Annotated in this window: 15 protein-coding genes; 13 read left to right on the forward strand and 2 right to left on the reverse strand. The window is 73.4% G+C overall.

Features of this window, described 5'->3' with window-relative positions; all coding sequences use genetic code 11:
• The first annotated feature begins 92 nt into the window (after positions 1-92).
• Genes ACZ67Q_RS21300 through ACZ67Q_RS21320 form a run of 5 tightly spaced genes read left to right on the forward strand, consistent with a single transcriptional unit; the run spans position 93 to position 5,936 of the window.
• Complete coding sequence (locus ACZ67Q_RS21300; RefSeq protein WP_471184338.1) at positions 93-1,454, forward strand: glutamine synthetase family protein; 1,362 nt, start codon at positions 93-95, stop codon at positions 1,452-1,454.
• A gap of 8 nt (positions 1,455-1,462) precedes the next feature.
• Entirely contained in the window at positions 1,463-2,851 is a 1,389-nt protein-coding gene (locus tag ACZ67Q_RS21305; protein ID WP_471184341.1) for an aldehyde dehydrogenase family protein, read from the forward strand.
• On the forward strand, positions 2,848-3,630 hold the full coding sequence (locus ACZ67Q_RS21310; protein WP_471184344.1) for a 3-oxoacyl-ACP reductase: 783 nt from the start codon (positions 2,848-2,850) through the stop codon (positions 3,628-3,630). Before ACZ67Q_RS21305 ends, ACZ67Q_RS21310 begins: the two co-directional genes overlap by 4 nt.
• 25 nt (positions 3,631-3,655) lie before the next feature.
• Positions 3,656-4,912 (forward strand): HAD family hydrolase, encoded by a 1,257-nt coding sequence (locus tag ACZ67Q_RS21315; RefSeq protein ID WP_471184346.1) that lies wholly within the window; start codon positions 3,656-3,658, stop codon positions 4,910-4,912.
• Between the two features lie 28 nt (positions 4,913-4,940).
• A complete protein-coding gene (locus ACZ67Q_RS21320; RefSeq protein WP_471184349.1) occupies positions 4,941-5,936 on the forward strand; it encodes a DUF2510 domain-containing protein in 996 nt (331 codons plus the stop codon).
• Between the two features lie 12 nt (positions 5,937-5,948).
• On the opposite strand, the gene ACZ67Q_RS21325 is transcribed toward ACZ67Q_RS21320, so the two are convergent.
• On the reverse strand, positions 5,949-7,151 hold the full coding sequence (locus tag ACZ67Q_RS21325) for an amino acid deaminase/aldolase (protein ID WP_471184352.1): 1,203 nt from the start codon (positions 7,149-7,151) through the stop codon (positions 5,949-5,951).
• A gap of 159 nt (positions 7,152-7,310) precedes the next feature.
• Here ACZ67Q_RS21325 and ACZ67Q_RS21330 point away from each other — a divergent pair, with 159 nt between their 5' ends.
• The 3 genes from ACZ67Q_RS21330 to ACZ67Q_RS21340 are packed head-to-tail and all read left to right on the forward strand — an operon-like array spanning position 7,311 to position 10,941.
• A complete protein-coding gene (locus tag ACZ67Q_RS21330) occupies positions 7,311-8,960 on the forward strand; it encodes a hypothetical protein (RefSeq protein ID WP_471184355.1) in 1,650 nt (549 codons plus the stop codon).
• Positions 8,957-10,174 (forward strand): type VII secretion-associated serine protease mycosin, encoded by a 1,218-nt coding sequence (mycP, locus tag ACZ67Q_RS21335; RefSeq protein WP_471184357.1) that lies wholly within the window; start codon positions 8,957-8,959, stop codon positions 10,172-10,174. The genes ACZ67Q_RS21330 and mycP overlap by 4 nt, the downstream gene beginning before the upstream one ends.
• Before the next feature lie 35 nt (positions 10,175-10,209).
• Positions 10,210-10,941: an SseB family protein gene (locus ACZ67Q_RS21340; protein ID WP_471184360.1), complete on the forward strand. Its 732-nt coding sequence runs from the start codon at positions 10,210-10,212 to the stop codon at positions 10,939-10,941.
• A gap of 4 nt (positions 10,942-10,945) precedes the next feature.
• Here ACZ67Q_RS21340 and ACZ67Q_RS21345 read toward each other — a convergent pair whose 3' ends face one another.
• Positions 10,946-11,320, reverse strand: coding sequence for a DUF1844 domain-containing protein (locus ACZ67Q_RS21345; RefSeq protein ID WP_361625369.1), 375 nt, complete (start codon positions 11,318-11,320; stop codon positions 10,946-10,948).
• Between the two features lie 349 nt (positions 11,321-11,669).
• Between ACZ67Q_RS21345 and infC the strand changes: the two genes are divergently transcribed.
• From infC to ACZ67Q_RS21370, 5 genes are all read left to right on the forward strand, one after another.
• Positions 11,670-12,371, forward strand: coding sequence for a translation initiation factor IF-3 (gene infC, locus ACZ67Q_RS21350; RefSeq protein WP_471184363.1), 702 nt, complete (start codon positions 11,670-11,672; stop codon positions 12,369-12,371).
• Between the two features lie 112 nt (positions 12,372-12,483).
• Entirely contained in the window at positions 12,484-12,678 is a 195-nt protein-coding gene (gene rpmI, locus ACZ67Q_RS21355; RefSeq protein WP_004933563.1) for a 50S ribosomal protein L35, read from the forward strand.
• Positions 12,679-12,776: 98 nt separating this feature from the next.
• Positions 12,777-13,160 (forward strand): 50S ribosomal protein L20, encoded by a 384-nt coding sequence (rplT, locus tag ACZ67Q_RS21360; protein WP_006141703.1) that lies wholly within the window; start codon positions 12,777-12,779, stop codon positions 13,158-13,160.
• A 196-nt stretch (positions 13,161-13,356) separates the two neighbouring features.
• Complete coding sequence (locus tag ACZ67Q_RS21365; protein WP_471184365.1) at positions 13,357-14,205, forward strand: TrmH family RNA methyltransferase; 849 nt, start codon at positions 13,357-13,359, stop codon at positions 14,203-14,205.
• A gap of 56 nt (positions 14,206-14,261) precedes the next feature.
• Positions 14,262-15,401, forward strand: a complete 1,140-nt coding sequence (locus tag ACZ67Q_RS21370) for a sensor histidine kinase (RefSeq protein WP_471184367.1) — start codon at positions 14,262-14,264, stop codon at positions 15,399-15,401.
• The last annotated feature ends 32 nt before the right edge of the window (positions 15,402-15,433 follow it).

Below are 15,433 nucleotides of genomic sequence, written 5' to 3' on the forward strand. Positions count from 1 at the left end.
CCGCGTCCCCTTCCCAAGCAAAGGTCAACAGCAATACCTTATGGCTTCCGGTGCCGGACGAGAACGCCGCAGCAGCCCGAGGAGGCTCTCCCGTGGCAGACCGCACACCCCCGCTGAGCGTCGAGGAGCTGCACGCCCTCGTCGCGAGCGGTGAGATCGACACCGTCGTCCTCGCCTTCCCCGACATGCAGGGAAGGCTCCAGGGCAAGCGGTTCGCCGCCCGCTTCTTCCTCGACGAGGTCCTCCACCACGGCACCGAGGGCTGCAACTACCTCCTCGCCGTCGACACCGACATGAACACCGTCGAGGGATACGCCATGTCCTCCTGGGACCGGGGCTACGGCGACTTCGCCATGCGCCCCGACCTTCGGACCCTGCGCCGCGTCCCCTGGCATCCCGGCAGCGCCCTGCTGATCGCCGACCTCGCCTGGGAGGACGGCTCGCCCGTCGCCGCGGCGCCCCGGCAGATCCTGCGCCGCCAGCTCGAACGGCTCGCCGCGCTGGGCTACACCGCGCAGGTCGGCACCGAGCTGGAGTTCATCGTCTTCCGCGACACCTACGAGCAGGCCTGGGACTCCGGCTACCGCGCCCTCACGCCCGTCAACCAATACAACGTCGACTACTCGATCCTCGGCACCGGACGCGTCGAACCCCTGCTGCGCCGTATCCGCAACGAGATGGCCGGCGCCGGGCTGACCGTCGAGTCCGCCAAGGGCGAGTGCAACCCCGGCCAGCACGAGATCGCCTTCCGCTACGCCGAGGCCCTGACCACCTGCGACCAGCACGCGATCTACAAGACCGGGGCCAAGGAGATCGCCGCCCAGGAGGGCGTCTCGCTCACTTTCATGGCCAAGTACAACGAGCGCGAGGGCAACTCCTGCCACATCCATCTCTCCCTCGCCGACGCCGACGGCCGCAGCGTCATGGCCGCCGACGGCGGCGGGATGTCCGACGTCATGCGGCACTTCCTGGCCGGGCAGCTCGCCGCGCTGCGCGAGTTCTCACTGCTGTACGCGCCGAACATCAACTCCTACAAGCGGTTCCAGCCGGGCTCCTTCGCCCCCACCGCCGTCGCCTGGGGCCACGACAACCGCACCTGCGCCCTGCGCGTCGTCGGCCACGGCCGCTCCCTGCGCTTCGAGAACCGCCTGCCCGGCGGGGACGTCAATCCGCACCTCGCGGTGGCCGGGATGATCGCGGCCGGCCTGCACGGCATCGAGCAGAAGCTGGAGCTGCCGGAGCCCTGCCCCGGCAACGCCTACGCCGCCGACTTCGCGCACGTCCCGGCCACCCTCCGCGAGGCCGCCGAGCTGTGGGAGAACAGCCCCCTGGCCAAGGCCGCCTTCGGCGACGAGGTGGTCGCGCACTACCGCACCATGGCCCGCGTCGAGCTGGACGCCTTCGACGCCGCCGTCACCGACTGGGAGCTGCGCCGCTCCTTCGAACGCATGTGAGGCCCGTCGTGAGCCACCCGTCCGACCCGCACGTCCTCGAGGTCCTCAACCCCGCCACGGAGGAGGTCGTCGCCACCGTCCCGGCCGCGACCGCAGCCGACGTGGACGCCGCCGTCTTACGCGCCGTACGGGCGCAGACGAAGTGGGCCGCTTTCCCGCCCGGGGACCGCGCCCGGCTGCTGCGCCGCTTCGCCCGGGCCGTCGACGAACACCTGGAGGAACTGGCCCTGCTGGAGGTCCGCGAGGCCGGGCACACCATCGGCAACGCCCGCTGGGAGGCGGGCAACGTGCGCGACCTGCTCGACTACGCGGCCGGGGGAGTGGAGCGGCTGACGGGACGGCAGATCCCGGTGCCGGGCGGGCTCGACGTGACGCTCCTGGAGCCGCTCGGCGTCGTCGGCGTCATCGCTCCGTGGAACTTCCCCATGCCCATCGCCGCCTGGGGCACCGCACCCGCCCTCGCCGCGGGCAACGCCGTGATCCTCAAGCCCGCCGAGACCACCCCGCTCACCGCTCTGCGGCTGGCCGAGCTCGCCCTGGCCGCCGGGCTGCCCGAGGGACTCTTCCAGGTGCTGCCGGGGCACGGGCCGGTCACGGGCACCGCGCTCGTCGAGCATCCCGGTGTCGCGAAGATCGTGTTCACCGGGTCGACGGCCGTGGGGAAACAGGTGTGGGCCAAGGGTGCCGACCGGCTCAAGCGGATCACCCTGGAACTCGGCGGCAAGAGCCCCAACATCGTCTTCGCCGACGCCGACCTCGAACAGGCCGCGGCGGCCGCCCCCATGTCCTTCCTCGACAACAGCGGCCAGGACTGCTGCGCGCGCACCCGCATCCTCGTCCAGCGATCCGTGTACGACCGTTTCCTCTCCCTGCTCGCGCCCGCCGTCGAGTCCGTCGTCGTGGGCGACCCGGCCGACGAGTCCACGCAGATGGGCCCGCTCATCTCCGCCACCCAGCTCGACCGGGTCCGCTCCTACGTCCCGGGCGACGCCGAGGGCATCCGCGGCAAGGCCCCCGAAGGTCCCGGCTACTGGTTCCCGCCGACCGTCCTGACCGGCGTGGACCCGCACGCGCGCGTGGCCGTCGAGGAGGTCTTCGGCCCCGTCGCCGTCGTCCTGCCCTTCGACGACGAACGGGAGGCCGTCGCGCTCGCCAACGCCACCGACTACGGCCTGTCCGGCTCGATCTGGACCCGGGACGTCGGCCGCGCCCTGCGCGTCTCCCAGGCCGTACGCGCGGGCAACCTGTCCGTCAACTCCCACTCCAGCGTCCGTTATTGGACCCCCTTCGGCGGGTTCAAGCAGTCCGGGGTCGGGCGTGAGCTCGGCCCGGACGCGCTGGCCGCCTTCACCGAGACCAAGAACGTCTTCATCAGCACGGAGGGCCCAGCACAGTGACCGAAGAGATCGTGTGCCGCCGCCTGGTCGGCCGTACCGCCGTCGTCACCGGAGCCGGCAGCGGCATCGGCCTCGCCTCTGCCCGCCGTCTCGCCGCCGAGGGCGCGCACGTGGTGTGCGGCGACCTCGACGAGGCCCGGGGCAAGGCGGCCGCCGAGGAGACCGGCGGGCTGTTCGTGAAGGTCGACGTCACCGACCCCGAGCAGGTCGAGGCGCTGTTCCGGGCCGCCTACGACACCTACGGCAGCGTCGATGTCGCCTTCAACAACGCGGGCATCTCACCGCCCGACGACGACTCCATCCTGGAGACCGGTCTGGAGGCCTGGAAGCGCGTCCAGGAGGTCAACCTCACCTCCGTCTACCTGTGCTGCAAGGCCGCCCTGCCGTACATGCGCCGCCAGGGCAAGGGCTCCATCATCAACACCGCGTCCTTCGTGGCCCGGATGGGTGCGGCGACCTCGCAGATCAGCTACACGGCCTCCAAGGGCGGCGTGCTCGCGATGTCCCGCGAACTCGGTGTCCAGTTCGCCCGGGAGGGCATCCGCGTCAACGCGCTGTGTCCGGGGCCGGTCAACACCCCGCTGCTGCAGGAGCTGTTCGCCAAGGACCCCGAGCGGGCCGCGCGCCGCCTGGTGCACATCCCGGTCGGCCGGTTCGCCGAGGCCGAGGAGATCGCCGCCGCGGTCGCCTTCCTCGCCAGCGACGACTCCTCCTTCGTCAACGCCACCGACTTCCTCGTGGACGGCGGAATCTCCGGCGCGTACGTCACACCCCTGTAAGGGAGGAACGGTACGGTCCGGGCGTATGCGACAGCTCCTCGCGTGGACCCTGGCCGCGGCCGCCGTCCTGACGGCAGCGCCGGCCGCCCGTCCCGCCGCCCCTCCGGACGGCCGCGCCGCCTGCCCCCGCCTCACCACCACCTGGTACGGCGACAACCGCGCCCACCTCCAGCAGGCGATCGACGCACGCGGCACCTGCGCCGGCCGGCCCGGCCGTCCCCGCCCGGTCGCCGTGTTCGACTGGGACAACACCGTCGTCAAGAACGACGTCACCGACGCCACCCTCGCCTGGGCGCTGCGCCACGACCGGCTGCTGCGCCCGGCCCGCTGGACGGACACCAGCGCCTGGCTCACCGACGCCGCCGAGCGCGCCCTGACCCGCGCCTGCGGCCCCGGCGAGCCCGGCACGCCGCTGCCGACCTCGGCCGACGCCCCCTGCGCCGACGAGATCCTCCAGATCCGCGAGAGGGGCACCACCATGAGCGGGGCCCCGGCCTTCGCCGGCCGCTGGAACCACCGGCGCACCGTGCCGCAGTACGCCTGGGTGCCGCAGCTGTTCACCGGCCGCACCCCGGCCGACCTCGCCTCCTACGCCGACGCCGCCCGCCGCGAGGCCCTCGCCGCCCCCATCGGCGCCACCCGCCGCACCGGCACCCACACCCTGCCCGCCTCCGTCCGCTACTACGACCAGCAGCGCGATCTGATCCGCACCCTGCGGCGGGCCGGTTTCGACGTCTACATCGTCTCGGCGGGCTCCGAACCGATCACCGAGGTCTGGTCCCGCGGCGTGGGCGTCGACGCCGCGCACACCCTCGCCATCCGCTCCGTCCTCGACCGCCACGGCCGCATCACCCCCCGGACCGAGGGATGCGGCGGCGTCCCGGCGACCCGCGGCGCGGTGATCCCGTACATCGACGGCAAACGCTGCTTCGTCAACCAGGAGATCTACGGCGTCCACGGCCCCGCCGCCTGGCAGCGCCTGCCCTGGCCGCAGCGCCCCGCGATCGCCGCCGGCGACGCCGACACGGACGTCACGTTCGTGTCCGACGCGACCGCCGCGCACCTCGTGATCAACCGCAACAAGCCCGAACTGATGTGCAGGGCCTACGACGACGCCGACGGGCACTGGCTGGTCAACCCGATGTTCCTCGAGCCGCTGCCCCGCCGCGGCGCCGCCTACCCGTGCGCGACGACCGCGTACACCGCACCCGACGGCACGGCGGGACCGGTGCTGCGCGACGACGGATCGGTGGTGCCCGACCAGCGGGACACCGTGTACTGACCAGCAGGCCGGGCCCTACAGTGCCGGGATGAGCATGACGCCCCCGCCCGGCTGGTACCCGGACCCGACGGCCGAGCATCTGGAGCGCTGGTGGGACGGCACGGCCTGGACCGAGCACCGGCGTTCCCGCCCGGCCCCGGCGCCCCCGACCGTGCCGCTGCACCAGCCGGTCGCGGCGCAGCCGCAGGCGTTCCCGGCGTCACCGGTGACGTTCCCGCAGCAGCCCGCGACGGTTGTGCAGCGAGCGGCCTCCCCGGGGCGCGCCAAGACCGTCGCCCTCACCGTCGCCGGGACGGTGCTGGTCGCGGCGATCGCCACCGGTGCGCTCCTGCTGAGTCAGGGCGACGGCGGCGACCCGACCGCCGGGACGAGCCCCCGGCCCGCCCCGACCCTCTCCACGGCGACGGACGAGCCGTCCACCCCCGAGCCGTCCTCCGCCTCGCCCACCGGTGACCCGTCCGTCGTCGTCGACCAGCTCAACGGCATCACCCTGACCATGCCCGACGGCTGGGTGCGGCCCGAGTTCGTCGCCGACGACTCCGTCGTCATGACCACGGACGGCACCTACGACTGCCCCGGCGATCCCGGGATGTGCCGCCACGGCCTGGTCACCACCCACACCGCGACCTCCACCGGCCAGACCTCCCCCGAGGCGCTGGCGAAGGCGGACATCAGCGAGGCGGCCGGGCTGGCCTTCGACGAGGACACCCTGAACCGGCGTCCGTTCGGCGGGATGACCGGCCATCAGATCGTGGCCCAGGGCACGGTGGCCGTGGCGGGCCGCGCCGGGTACTACGTGCGCTGGCACGTCACCACCGCCAAGGGCCCCGGCGGCTACGTCCAGTCCCTCGTCTTCCCCTCCAGCACGGGCACCGAGGCACCCGTCGTCGTGCGCTACGTCTTCGACGCCGGCCAGGACGGGCCGCCGCTCGCCGACATGGACCGCATCACCCGGGGCATCCGGCCCGTCGGTGACGCGGCCACCGGCGGCGGCGTGGGCAGCAGCATCGGCCCCACCCTGTGAGCCGCCGAGCCGTCACAGGAACGTCTGACCCTCGCCCCGGTACGTCGGCACGGTCGCGGTGACGCGGTCGCCCTCGACCAGGTGCAGCACGTCGAACCGCTCGCACATCTCGCCGGCCTTGGCGTGCCGGAACCACACCTTGTCGCCGATCAGCAGGTCGTCGGCCGGAGAGCCGAGCAGCGGCGTCTGCACCTCGCCGGGCCCCTCCTGCGGGTCGTACCGCAGCCCCTCGGGCAGATACGGCACCGGCAGCCGGTCCGGCCCGGCCGCGCCGGAGGCCGGGTAGCCGCCGCCCAGCACGGTCACCACGCCCACGCCCGGCCGGCGCACCACCGGCTGCGCGAACAGGGCGGCCGGACGGCCGCTGAACGACGTGTAGTTGTCGAACAGCCGTGGCACGTACAGCCCCGACCCGGCCGCGATCTCCGTGACGGCGTCCTCGGCGGCCGTGTGCTGCACGCTGCCGGTGCCGCCGCCGTTGACGTACTCCAGGTCCGGCACCAGGGCCCGTAGCGCGCGCACCACCGCGGCGCGCCGCTCGGCCAGTTCCCGGCGGGCGGCGGCCTGCATCAGCCGGATCGCCCGTGAGCGCAGCGGCCGTCCCGCGACCGCGTCGCCGACCCCGGCGATGTGGCCCTCGTACGCCATGAGCCCGACGACCTTGAAGCCCGGCCGGCGGGTCACCGCGCGCGCCAGCTCGGCCACCTGGGCGGGGGAGTGCAGCGGGGAGCGCAGGGCGCCGACCCGGACCCGGCCGCCGAGGAGCCGAAGCGAGGTGTCCAACTCCAGGCAGACACGCACCACTTCCCGCCCGTCACCGCGTGCGGCGTCGATCAGGTCGAGCTGCGCCACGTCGTCGACCATCACGGTCACCGCGGCGGCCAGCTTGGGATCGGCGGCGAGCTCGGCGAAACGGGCGCGGTCGGCGGACGGGTAGGCGAGCAGGACGTCCTCGAAGCCGGAGCGCGCGAGCCACAGGGACTCGGCGAGCGTGAACGACATCACGCCGCGGAAACCGTCCTTGGCCAGGACCCGTTCCAGCAGCGCCCGGCAGCGCACGGACTTGCTCGCGACCCGGATCGGCTTGCCCCCCGCACGGCGGACCAGATCGTCCGCGTTGGCGTCGAAGGCCTCCAGGTCCACGATCGCCACGGGGGCGTCGAGATGGGCGGTGGCCCGGTCGTAACGGGCCCGGTCGGCGGCGCGCGCAGTCATGACGGCAGCCTGCCAGACCGGATTACCGCAGGGTAGGGGGACGTTCCGGGCAGATGCCCCGGGCTCCCCGGACTGGTTCCCGTCCGGCCGGTTCCAACCCGTAGAGTGACGCGCAGCGCAGGCGAAGCGATGGTCCGGGGCCGAGGAAACGGGGGGTGCATGAGCACGGAGGCACGCCACGGCGCCCGACCCCGGCCGGACCGCCCGACAGCCGGCGGAACGGCCCCCACGACGGATTCCGCCTCCCCTTCAGCTTCGAGTCCTGCTTCCGGTTCCGCTTCCGGTCCCGCCGGCCCTCGCTCCGCCCGTCCCGCAGGGACCCCGCCGCGCTTTCCGCTGCTGCGGCCCGGTACGCCCGCCGACGCCGACCGGGACGCTCCGCCGCCGCCCGCGTCGGCCCGTTTCCCGGACGACCCGCCGCCGCCCCCCGCGTCCGCCCGCTTCCCCGACGCCCCGCCGACGATCGGCCGGGGCATAGCCGGCCTGCGCACGGGCGGGTCCCTGCCGGCGGAGTCCCCGGCCGAGACGACCGCACAGCTGCGTCCCATCCCCGCCGCCGACGACCTGGCGGGGGATTCCGGTTCGTCGGCGCGTGCCGCCTCCGTCAGTGCCGGTCCGGCCGTCGGCTCCGCCGGGCTCCCGCCCCGACCGTACGCGCGGGCGGCGGGGGCCGGCCTCGGTGACGGCGGCGCGTCGGCGGCGTACCGCGGAGACCGCCCCGGAGCCGACCGCCCCGGACCCGACCCCTCCTCCCCGCCGACCCCGGGCCGCAGCCCACGTGTCCCCGGCCCGGCCGGCGCCCCGGACACCTCCGCCGCCTTCCGAGCACCCGGCGGCGGTTCGTCCGAACCGGCCCTGCCCAGCGGTACGCCCGGCCGCCCCCTGTCGGGCACACCCGGCCTCCCCTCCTCCGGCACACCCGGCCGCCGCCAGGACCCCGCCGCTGCCACCCCGTCGCCCGACCCCGCGCTGTCCTGGACCACGGGCGGACCGGCGCGGCCGCGGGTGTCGTTCGGGCAGCCCGAGTTCTTCGACGACCGGTCCGCCACCGGACCCGCGCGGATGCGGCGCCACACCGTCGCGGCCGCCGTATGTCTCGTCCTCGGCCTCGGGCTCATCGGCGGGGCCGTCACCGGGGCGTGGCTGACCGGCGACTCCGACGACTCCGGGAAAGCCGGCACGTTCACCGCGGCCGCCGGCCTGTGGCACAACGTGCCCGTCGACCAGCTCTTCCCGCCCGCCGTGTCCGGCCCGGGCGCCGGTCCCGGCGGCGCCGACCGCACCTGGACCCGGATCGCCGTCGCCCCCGACGGCGGCTGCGCCGACGCCTTCGACCCGCTGCTGCGCAAGGCCCTCGCCCCCGTCGGCTGCGCCCGCCTGCTGCGCGCCACGTACACCGACGCCACCCAGAGCTACGTCACCACCGTCGGCCTGCTGTTCACCAAGGCCGACCCGGCCGGCATGCGGGCGCTGAGCACCCGCTTCCGCACCGAGGGCCTCGGCACCCGCCCCGATCTGATGCCCCGCCCCTACGCCACCGCAGGCACCCCGGCCGCCCGCTTCGGCGACCGGCAGCGCGCCGCCTGGACGATCACCGTGCTCACCGACGCCCCCCTCGTCGTCTACGCCGTCTCCGGCTGGGCCGACGGCCGCACCGTGGACGCCCCGCAGCCCGCCCCGGCCACCACGTCCGGCGCCACCACCGCCCCCGTCCAGGCCGGCCTCGGCAACGAGGCGGAGGGCCTGGCCGGCCGCATCGAGAAGAACCTGCGCCGCAGCGCGAACTCGCCCACGGAGACGTCGTCATGAGCCCCCCCACCACCGTTGCGCGCGCGGGCCGCACGGGGCTGCTGGCCTGTCTGCTCGCCGGCTCCCTCGCGCTGCTGCCCGCCGCCCCCGCGCACGCGGACGGCATACGGGGCCAGCAGTGGGCCCTGGACGCCCTGCACGCCCAGCAGATCTGGCGCACCACCCGCGGCGAGGGCGTCACCGTCGCCGTCCTGGACACCGGCGTCGAGGCCGATCACCCCGACCTCGCCGGCAACGTCCTGACCGGCGCCGACCTCGTCGGCTTCGGCGCGAGGGAGGGCCAGCGGCCCTGGGCCCGGCACGGTACGGCGATGGCCTCGATCATCGCGGGGCACGGCCACGGCCCGGGCGGCGCCGACGGCGTCATGGGCATCGCGCCGAAGGCACGGATCCTGCCCGTCCGCGTGATCCTGGAGGACAGCGACCCCGACCGCGACCGGGCCCGCCGCACCCGCGGCAACGCCCTCGCCGACGGCATCCGCTGGGCCGCCGACCACGGCGCCGACGTCATCAACCTCTCCCTCGGCGACGACTCCGCCTCCGCGCACCCCGAGGCCGGTGAGGACGAGGCCGTCCAGTACGCACTGAAGAAGGGCGCCGTCGTCGTCGCCTCGGCCGGCAACGGCGGCGAGAAGGGCGACCACATCTCCTACCCGGCGGCCTATCCCGGCGTCATCGCCGCCACCGCCGTCGACCGCTTCGGCACCCGCGCCTCCTTCTCCACCCGCCGCTGGTACGCCACCGTCAGCGCCCCCGGCGTCGACATCGTCATCGCCGACCCCGACCACCGCTACTACCAGGGCTGGGGCACCTCCGCGGCCTCCGCGTTCGTCTCCGGCTGCGTCGCCCTGATCAAGGCCGCCCACCCGGGCCTCACCCCGGCGCAGATCAAGCAGCTGCTGGAGCAGACCGCCCGCAACGCGCCCGTCGGCGGCCACGACGACTCCCGCGGTTTCGGGTTCATCGACCCGGCCGCCGCGATCAAGGCGGCCGCCCGTCTCGCGCCGCAGGGCCTGCGCTCGGCGGCCTACGGCGAGAAGTACTTCGGCGACGGACCGGAGACCGCCCGCGACGACGACGACACCAGCGACTGGGCGGCCCCGCTCGCGGGCGGCGCCGGCGGAGTGCTGCTGGTCGCGGCCGTCGTCCTGTGGCGGGGGCGGCGCGAGCAGTACCACGGGCGCGGCCGGCGCGAGGAGCACGACGCCCTGTGAACGCCGCCCCGGCCCCACCGCGTAGGGTCGGGACCGTGGCGAACAAGAACATTCCCGACCCCGGCTTCTCCGACGACGACGGCTCCGCCGACCCCCGGCTGAGTGCCGCGCTCGCCGCCTGGGCCGAGGACCGCACGTCCGTCGGGCCCGTCCTGGCCGCACTCAAGGGCGCCCGGCTGCTCGTACCGGTGGTGGCCGTGCTGGGCGAGGTCGAGGAGGACGAGAACGGTCTGCGCCGCGAGAAGACCTCCGACATGGCCGTGCCGACCCTGAAGGCCGGTGACCGGACCGCGCTGCCCGCCTTCACCTCCACCGGCTCCCTGGCCCGCTGGGACCCGGCGGCCCGCCCCGTCGCCGTACCCCTGCACCAGGCGCTGCAGGCCGCCGCGCACGAGAAGGCCGACACGGTCGTGCTCGACCTGGCCGGGCCCGTGCCGTTCGAGCTGACCGGCCCCGCGCTGCTCGCGCTCGCCGAGGGCCGCACCAGCACCGACCCGCTCGCCGACCCGGCGGTGCTCGACGCCGTGCGCACGGCGGTGGCGGCGGAGCCGGCCGTGCTGCGCGCCCACCTCGGCCCCGGCCAGGCCGACGGCACCCTCGCCCTCGTCCTCGATCCGGCCGCCGCGGCCGCCGAGACCGCCCGCGCCGTCGCCGGGCGGCTGGCCGCCGACGAAACGCTGAGGGCCCGCCTGGTGCGCGGCCTCGACCTGGCACTCCTGCCGGCCGAGGTCACGCCTCCGGGCGAGCCCCTGTACGTACGCGAGTGAGCTGCTAGCCGTAGACCGGGCCGGTGTACTTCTCGCCCGGACCCTGGCCCGGCTCGTCCGGGACGATCGACGCCTCGCGGAAGGCCAGCTGCAGCGACTTCAGACCGTCGCGCAGCGGCGCCGCGTGGAAGGAGCTGATCTCGGTCGTGGACGCGTCGAGCAGACCGGCGAGGGCGTGCACCAGCTTGCGGGCCTCGTCCAGGTCCTTGTGCTTGTCACCCTCCTCCGTCAGGCCGAGCTTCACGGCGGCGGCGCTCATCAGGTTGACGGCGACCGTCACGATCACCTCGACGGCGGGGACCTCGGCGATGTCGCGGGTCATGGCGTCGAAGTCGGGAGCCTCGGACGGTTCGGTGGACTCAGGAGGGGTGTCACTCATGTCCCACACGATAGGCCCCGGACCACGGCGGTTCGCACCACCCCCGGGTAGCTGCTAACCTTGTGTGACGACCGGCCGGACACCCCAATGAGCAGCACCGGAGTGTACGGCCCACAAGTGGAGGCTCCGAACTCCCACCCGACCGTCCCCCGGGACGGCGGGTCATCCGGTCAGGCGGCCACCATCGTTCCGTACGGACGATGGAGCCGCCCGATAGTGCGCCCCGCGGTCACCGCGGCGGTGCTCCGGTAGTGCGAGGAGCTCCGCCTGTGATCGTCCGGGGCATTTTTTCTGCTTCGGCGCGGTTAGGTCTCACAAAAAGACATACGCGGCTGTCCGCCAGACCGCCGTGTGGTGCTACCGAGGAGGATCCATCAGCGCCGAGCCCCGCATCAACGACCGGATTCGCGTTCCCGAGGTGCGACTTGTCGGTCCCAGTGGCGAGCAGGTCGGCATCGTGCCGCTCGCGAAGGCACTGGAGCTTGCTCAGGAGTACGACCTCGACCTGGTTGAGGTAGCGGCGAACGCCCGTCCGCCCGTGTGCAAGCTCATGGACTACGGGAAGTTCAAGTACGAGTCGGCCATGAAGGCCCGTGAGGCGCGCAAGAACCAGGCGCACACGGTCATCAAGGAGATGAAGCTCCGGCCGAAGATCGACCCGCACGACTATGACACCAAGAAGGGTCACGTCGTTCGGTTCCTCAAGCAGGGCGACAAGGTCAAGATCACGATCATGTTCCGTGGTCGCGAGCAGTCCCGGCCCGAGCTGGGCTACCGGCTGCTGCAGCGCCTCGCGGAGGACGTCCAGGACCTCGGTTTCGTCGAGTCGAACCCGAAGCAGGACGGCCGCAACATGATCATGGTTCTCGGTCCGCACAAGAAGAAGACCGAGGCGATGGCCGAGGCCCGCCAGGCGCAGGAGGCCCGCAAGGCCGAGGCGAAGGCGAACCCGGGTAAGTCGCAGAATGCCGCGGACCCGGACGCTGTGAACGCCGAGGCCCACGGCGAGGACCTTGACGAGGCCCCTGCCGAGGCTTCCGCCGAGGCGTGATCCCGGGGGACACACGTCCCCGAGGATGTAACCGAAACAAGAGCGACGCTCCACCGTGCCCGGTTTTCGCAACCGGGCACCGGAGCGCCACCGACGAGGAGAGAACGGCGCTATGCCGAAGAACAAGTCGCACAGCGGTGCCAGCAAGCGCTTCAAGGTCACCGGCTCCGGCAAGGTGCTCCGTGAGCGCGCCGGCAAGCGCCACCTGCTCGAGCACAAGTCGTCCCGCGTGACGCGTCGCCTCACCGGCAACGCCGAGATGGCCCCGGGCGACGCCGCGAAGATCAAGAAGCTTCTCGGCAAGTGACGTACGGGCGCCACTGAGCGCCGTACGGCTCAACCGGGACCCAATCGATTCCGGGCCGTGTGAGGACACCCACGGCCCCGCTACAAGGAGTTAAACAAGTGGCACGCGTCAAGCGGGCAGTCAACGCCCACAAGAAGCGCCGGGCGATCCTCGAGCAGGCCTCCGGCTACCGCGGTCAGCGTTCGCGCCTGTACCGCAAGGCCAAGGAGCAGGTCACCCACTCGCTGGTCTACAACTACAACGACCGCAAGAAGCGCAAGGGTGACTTCCGCCAGCTGTGGATCCAGCGCATCAACGCCGCTGCCCGCGCCAACGGCATCACCTACAACCGCTTCATCCAGGGTCTGAAGGCCGCGAACGTCGAGGTCGACCGCAAGATCCTGGCCGAGCTGGCGGTCAACGACGCGAACGCGTTCGCGGCGCTGGTCGAGGTGGCGCAGAAGGCGCTGCCGTCGGACGTCAACGCGCCGAAGGCCGCGTGACGCTGCGCCGGCTTTAGCCGTCGTTCACTGCAGGACCCGCAGGCTGTGCAGCTTGCGGGTCCTGTTGTTGCGGTTCGTCTGCCGTCGTTCGGCTGCGGGCCCGTTGTGGCTGGTCGCGCAGTTCCCGCGCCCCTTTCGGGGGCGCTGCTGTGCCGGCGTTCGCAAGAACCAGACTCTCCTGAAAGCGAAGAAGAGCATGCCTCCCGTCAGCCCTGAGCTGATCTCTGCGCGGTCCCCCCGTGTCGTCGCCGCCCGGCGGTTGGCCAAGCGGAACTTCCGGGGGAAGGAGCGGCTGTTTCTCGCGGAGGGGCCGCAGGCCGTGCGGGAGGCTGCCGGGCACGCGGACACGCTGGTCGAGCTGTTCGCCACCGTCGAGGCCGCGGAACGCTACGCCGACATCATCGGCGAGGCCCGCACCGCCGGCGCCCGCATCCACCTCGCCGCCGAGCAGGTCATCGAGGACATCTCCACCACCGTGACCCCCCAGGGGCTCGTCGGCGTGTGCCGGTTCCTCGACACGCCCTTCGAGGAGATCCTCCGCAGCCGGCCCCGGCTCGTCGCCGTGCTGGCGCACGTGCGCGACCCCGGCAACGCCGGGACCGTGCTGCGCTGCGCCGACGCCGCCGGTGCCGAGGCCGTCGTGCTCACCGACGCCTCCGTCGACCTGTACAACCCCAAGGCCGTGCGCGCCTCCGTCGGCTCCCTCTTCCATCTGCCGGTCGCCGTCGGCGTCCCCGTCGAGCAGGCCATCGACGGGCTGAAGGCGGCCGGGGTGCGGATCCTCGCCGCCGACGGTGCCGGGGACCGCGACCTGGACGAGGAGCTCGACAAGGGCAGCATGGGCGGCCCGACCGCCTGGGTCTTCGGCAACGAGGCCTGGGGCCTGCCGGAGGAGACCCGGGCCCTCGCCGACGCCGTCGTCCGCGTCCCCATCCACGGCAAGGCCGAGAGCCTGAACCTCGCGACCGCCGCCGCCGTATGTCTGTATGCGTCGGCGCGTGCACAGCGCGCCTTCGGAGGGTGCCGCTCCGTCACCGGGAGCTAGTAGGGTGACCAGCTCGAGGGCCTGCTGCCCAGCTGCCTGAGAGGTGGGATACGGGGATGAGCGTCGGCACCAGCAGCGCACCGGGAGCACGGGATGTGCGGCGAGCGCCCGCGCCCCGGCCGCCCGGTGATCCCGCCGCGCCCGGCATCGACCCCGACGACCTGCCCGACGGCCTCGTCGTCGCCGACGAGCACGGCCGTGTCGTCTGCTTCAACGCGGCCGCCGAGCGGATCACGGCCACGCCCGCCGCGCAGGTTCTCGGGCAGACCCTGGAGAAGGCCCTGCCGTTAGAAGACCTGGAGGGGCGGCGCTGGTGGCAGCTGACCGACCCCTACGGCGGTCTCGCCATCCGCACCCGGCAGCCCGAGCGCAACCTGCTCCTGCCCGGCGGCCACGAGGTGCTCGTCACCGTGCGCTACGTGCGCGCCGAGCCCACCGGGCCCGTGCAGCGCGTCGTCGTCCAGCTGCGCGACACCGAGGCCCGCCGCCGTACCGAGCGCAGTCACGCCGAGCTGATCGCCACCGTCGCCCACGAGCTGCGCTCCCCGCTCACCTCGGTCAAGGGCTTCACCGCGACCCTGCTGGCCAAGTGGGAACGCTTCACCGACGACCAGAAGCGGCTGATGCTGGAAACCGTCGACGCCGACGCCGACCGGGTCACCCGCCTGATCGCCGAGCTGCTGGACATCTCCCGGATCGACTCCGGCCGGCTGGAGGTGCGGCGCCAGCCCGTCGACATCGGCGCCGCCGTCGGCCGCCACATCCAGGCGTACGTCGCCGCCGGCCAGCCCGCCGACCGCTTCCTGCTGCGCCTCGAGCAGCCGCTGCCCGCTCTGTGGGCCGACCCCGACAAGATCGACCAGGTGCTGAGCAACCTCATCGAAAATGCCGTGCGCCACGGCGAGGGAACCGTCACCATCGACATCACGGCCACGGAGTCCCCCCGCGAAGGGGAGGAGACCGGCACGTCGGTCACGGTGAGCGACGAGGGGCCCGGCATTCCGGAGGAGTCCATGAACCGCGTCTTCACCCGCTTCTGGCGGGGCAGCAAGCGCGGCGGCACGGGCCTCGGGCTGTACATCGTCAAGGGCATCGTCGAGGCCCACGGCGGCACGATCACGGTCGGCCGCGCCCAGCAGGGCGGCGCGCAATTCCGATTTACGCTGCCCGTGGCGGCGCCGGCGTATCTCGCCTGACGGCCCACGGGCTCTTCGTACACCTCCACCCC

It is taken from the genome of Streptomyces sp. NPDC036813 (assembly GCF_055609245.1).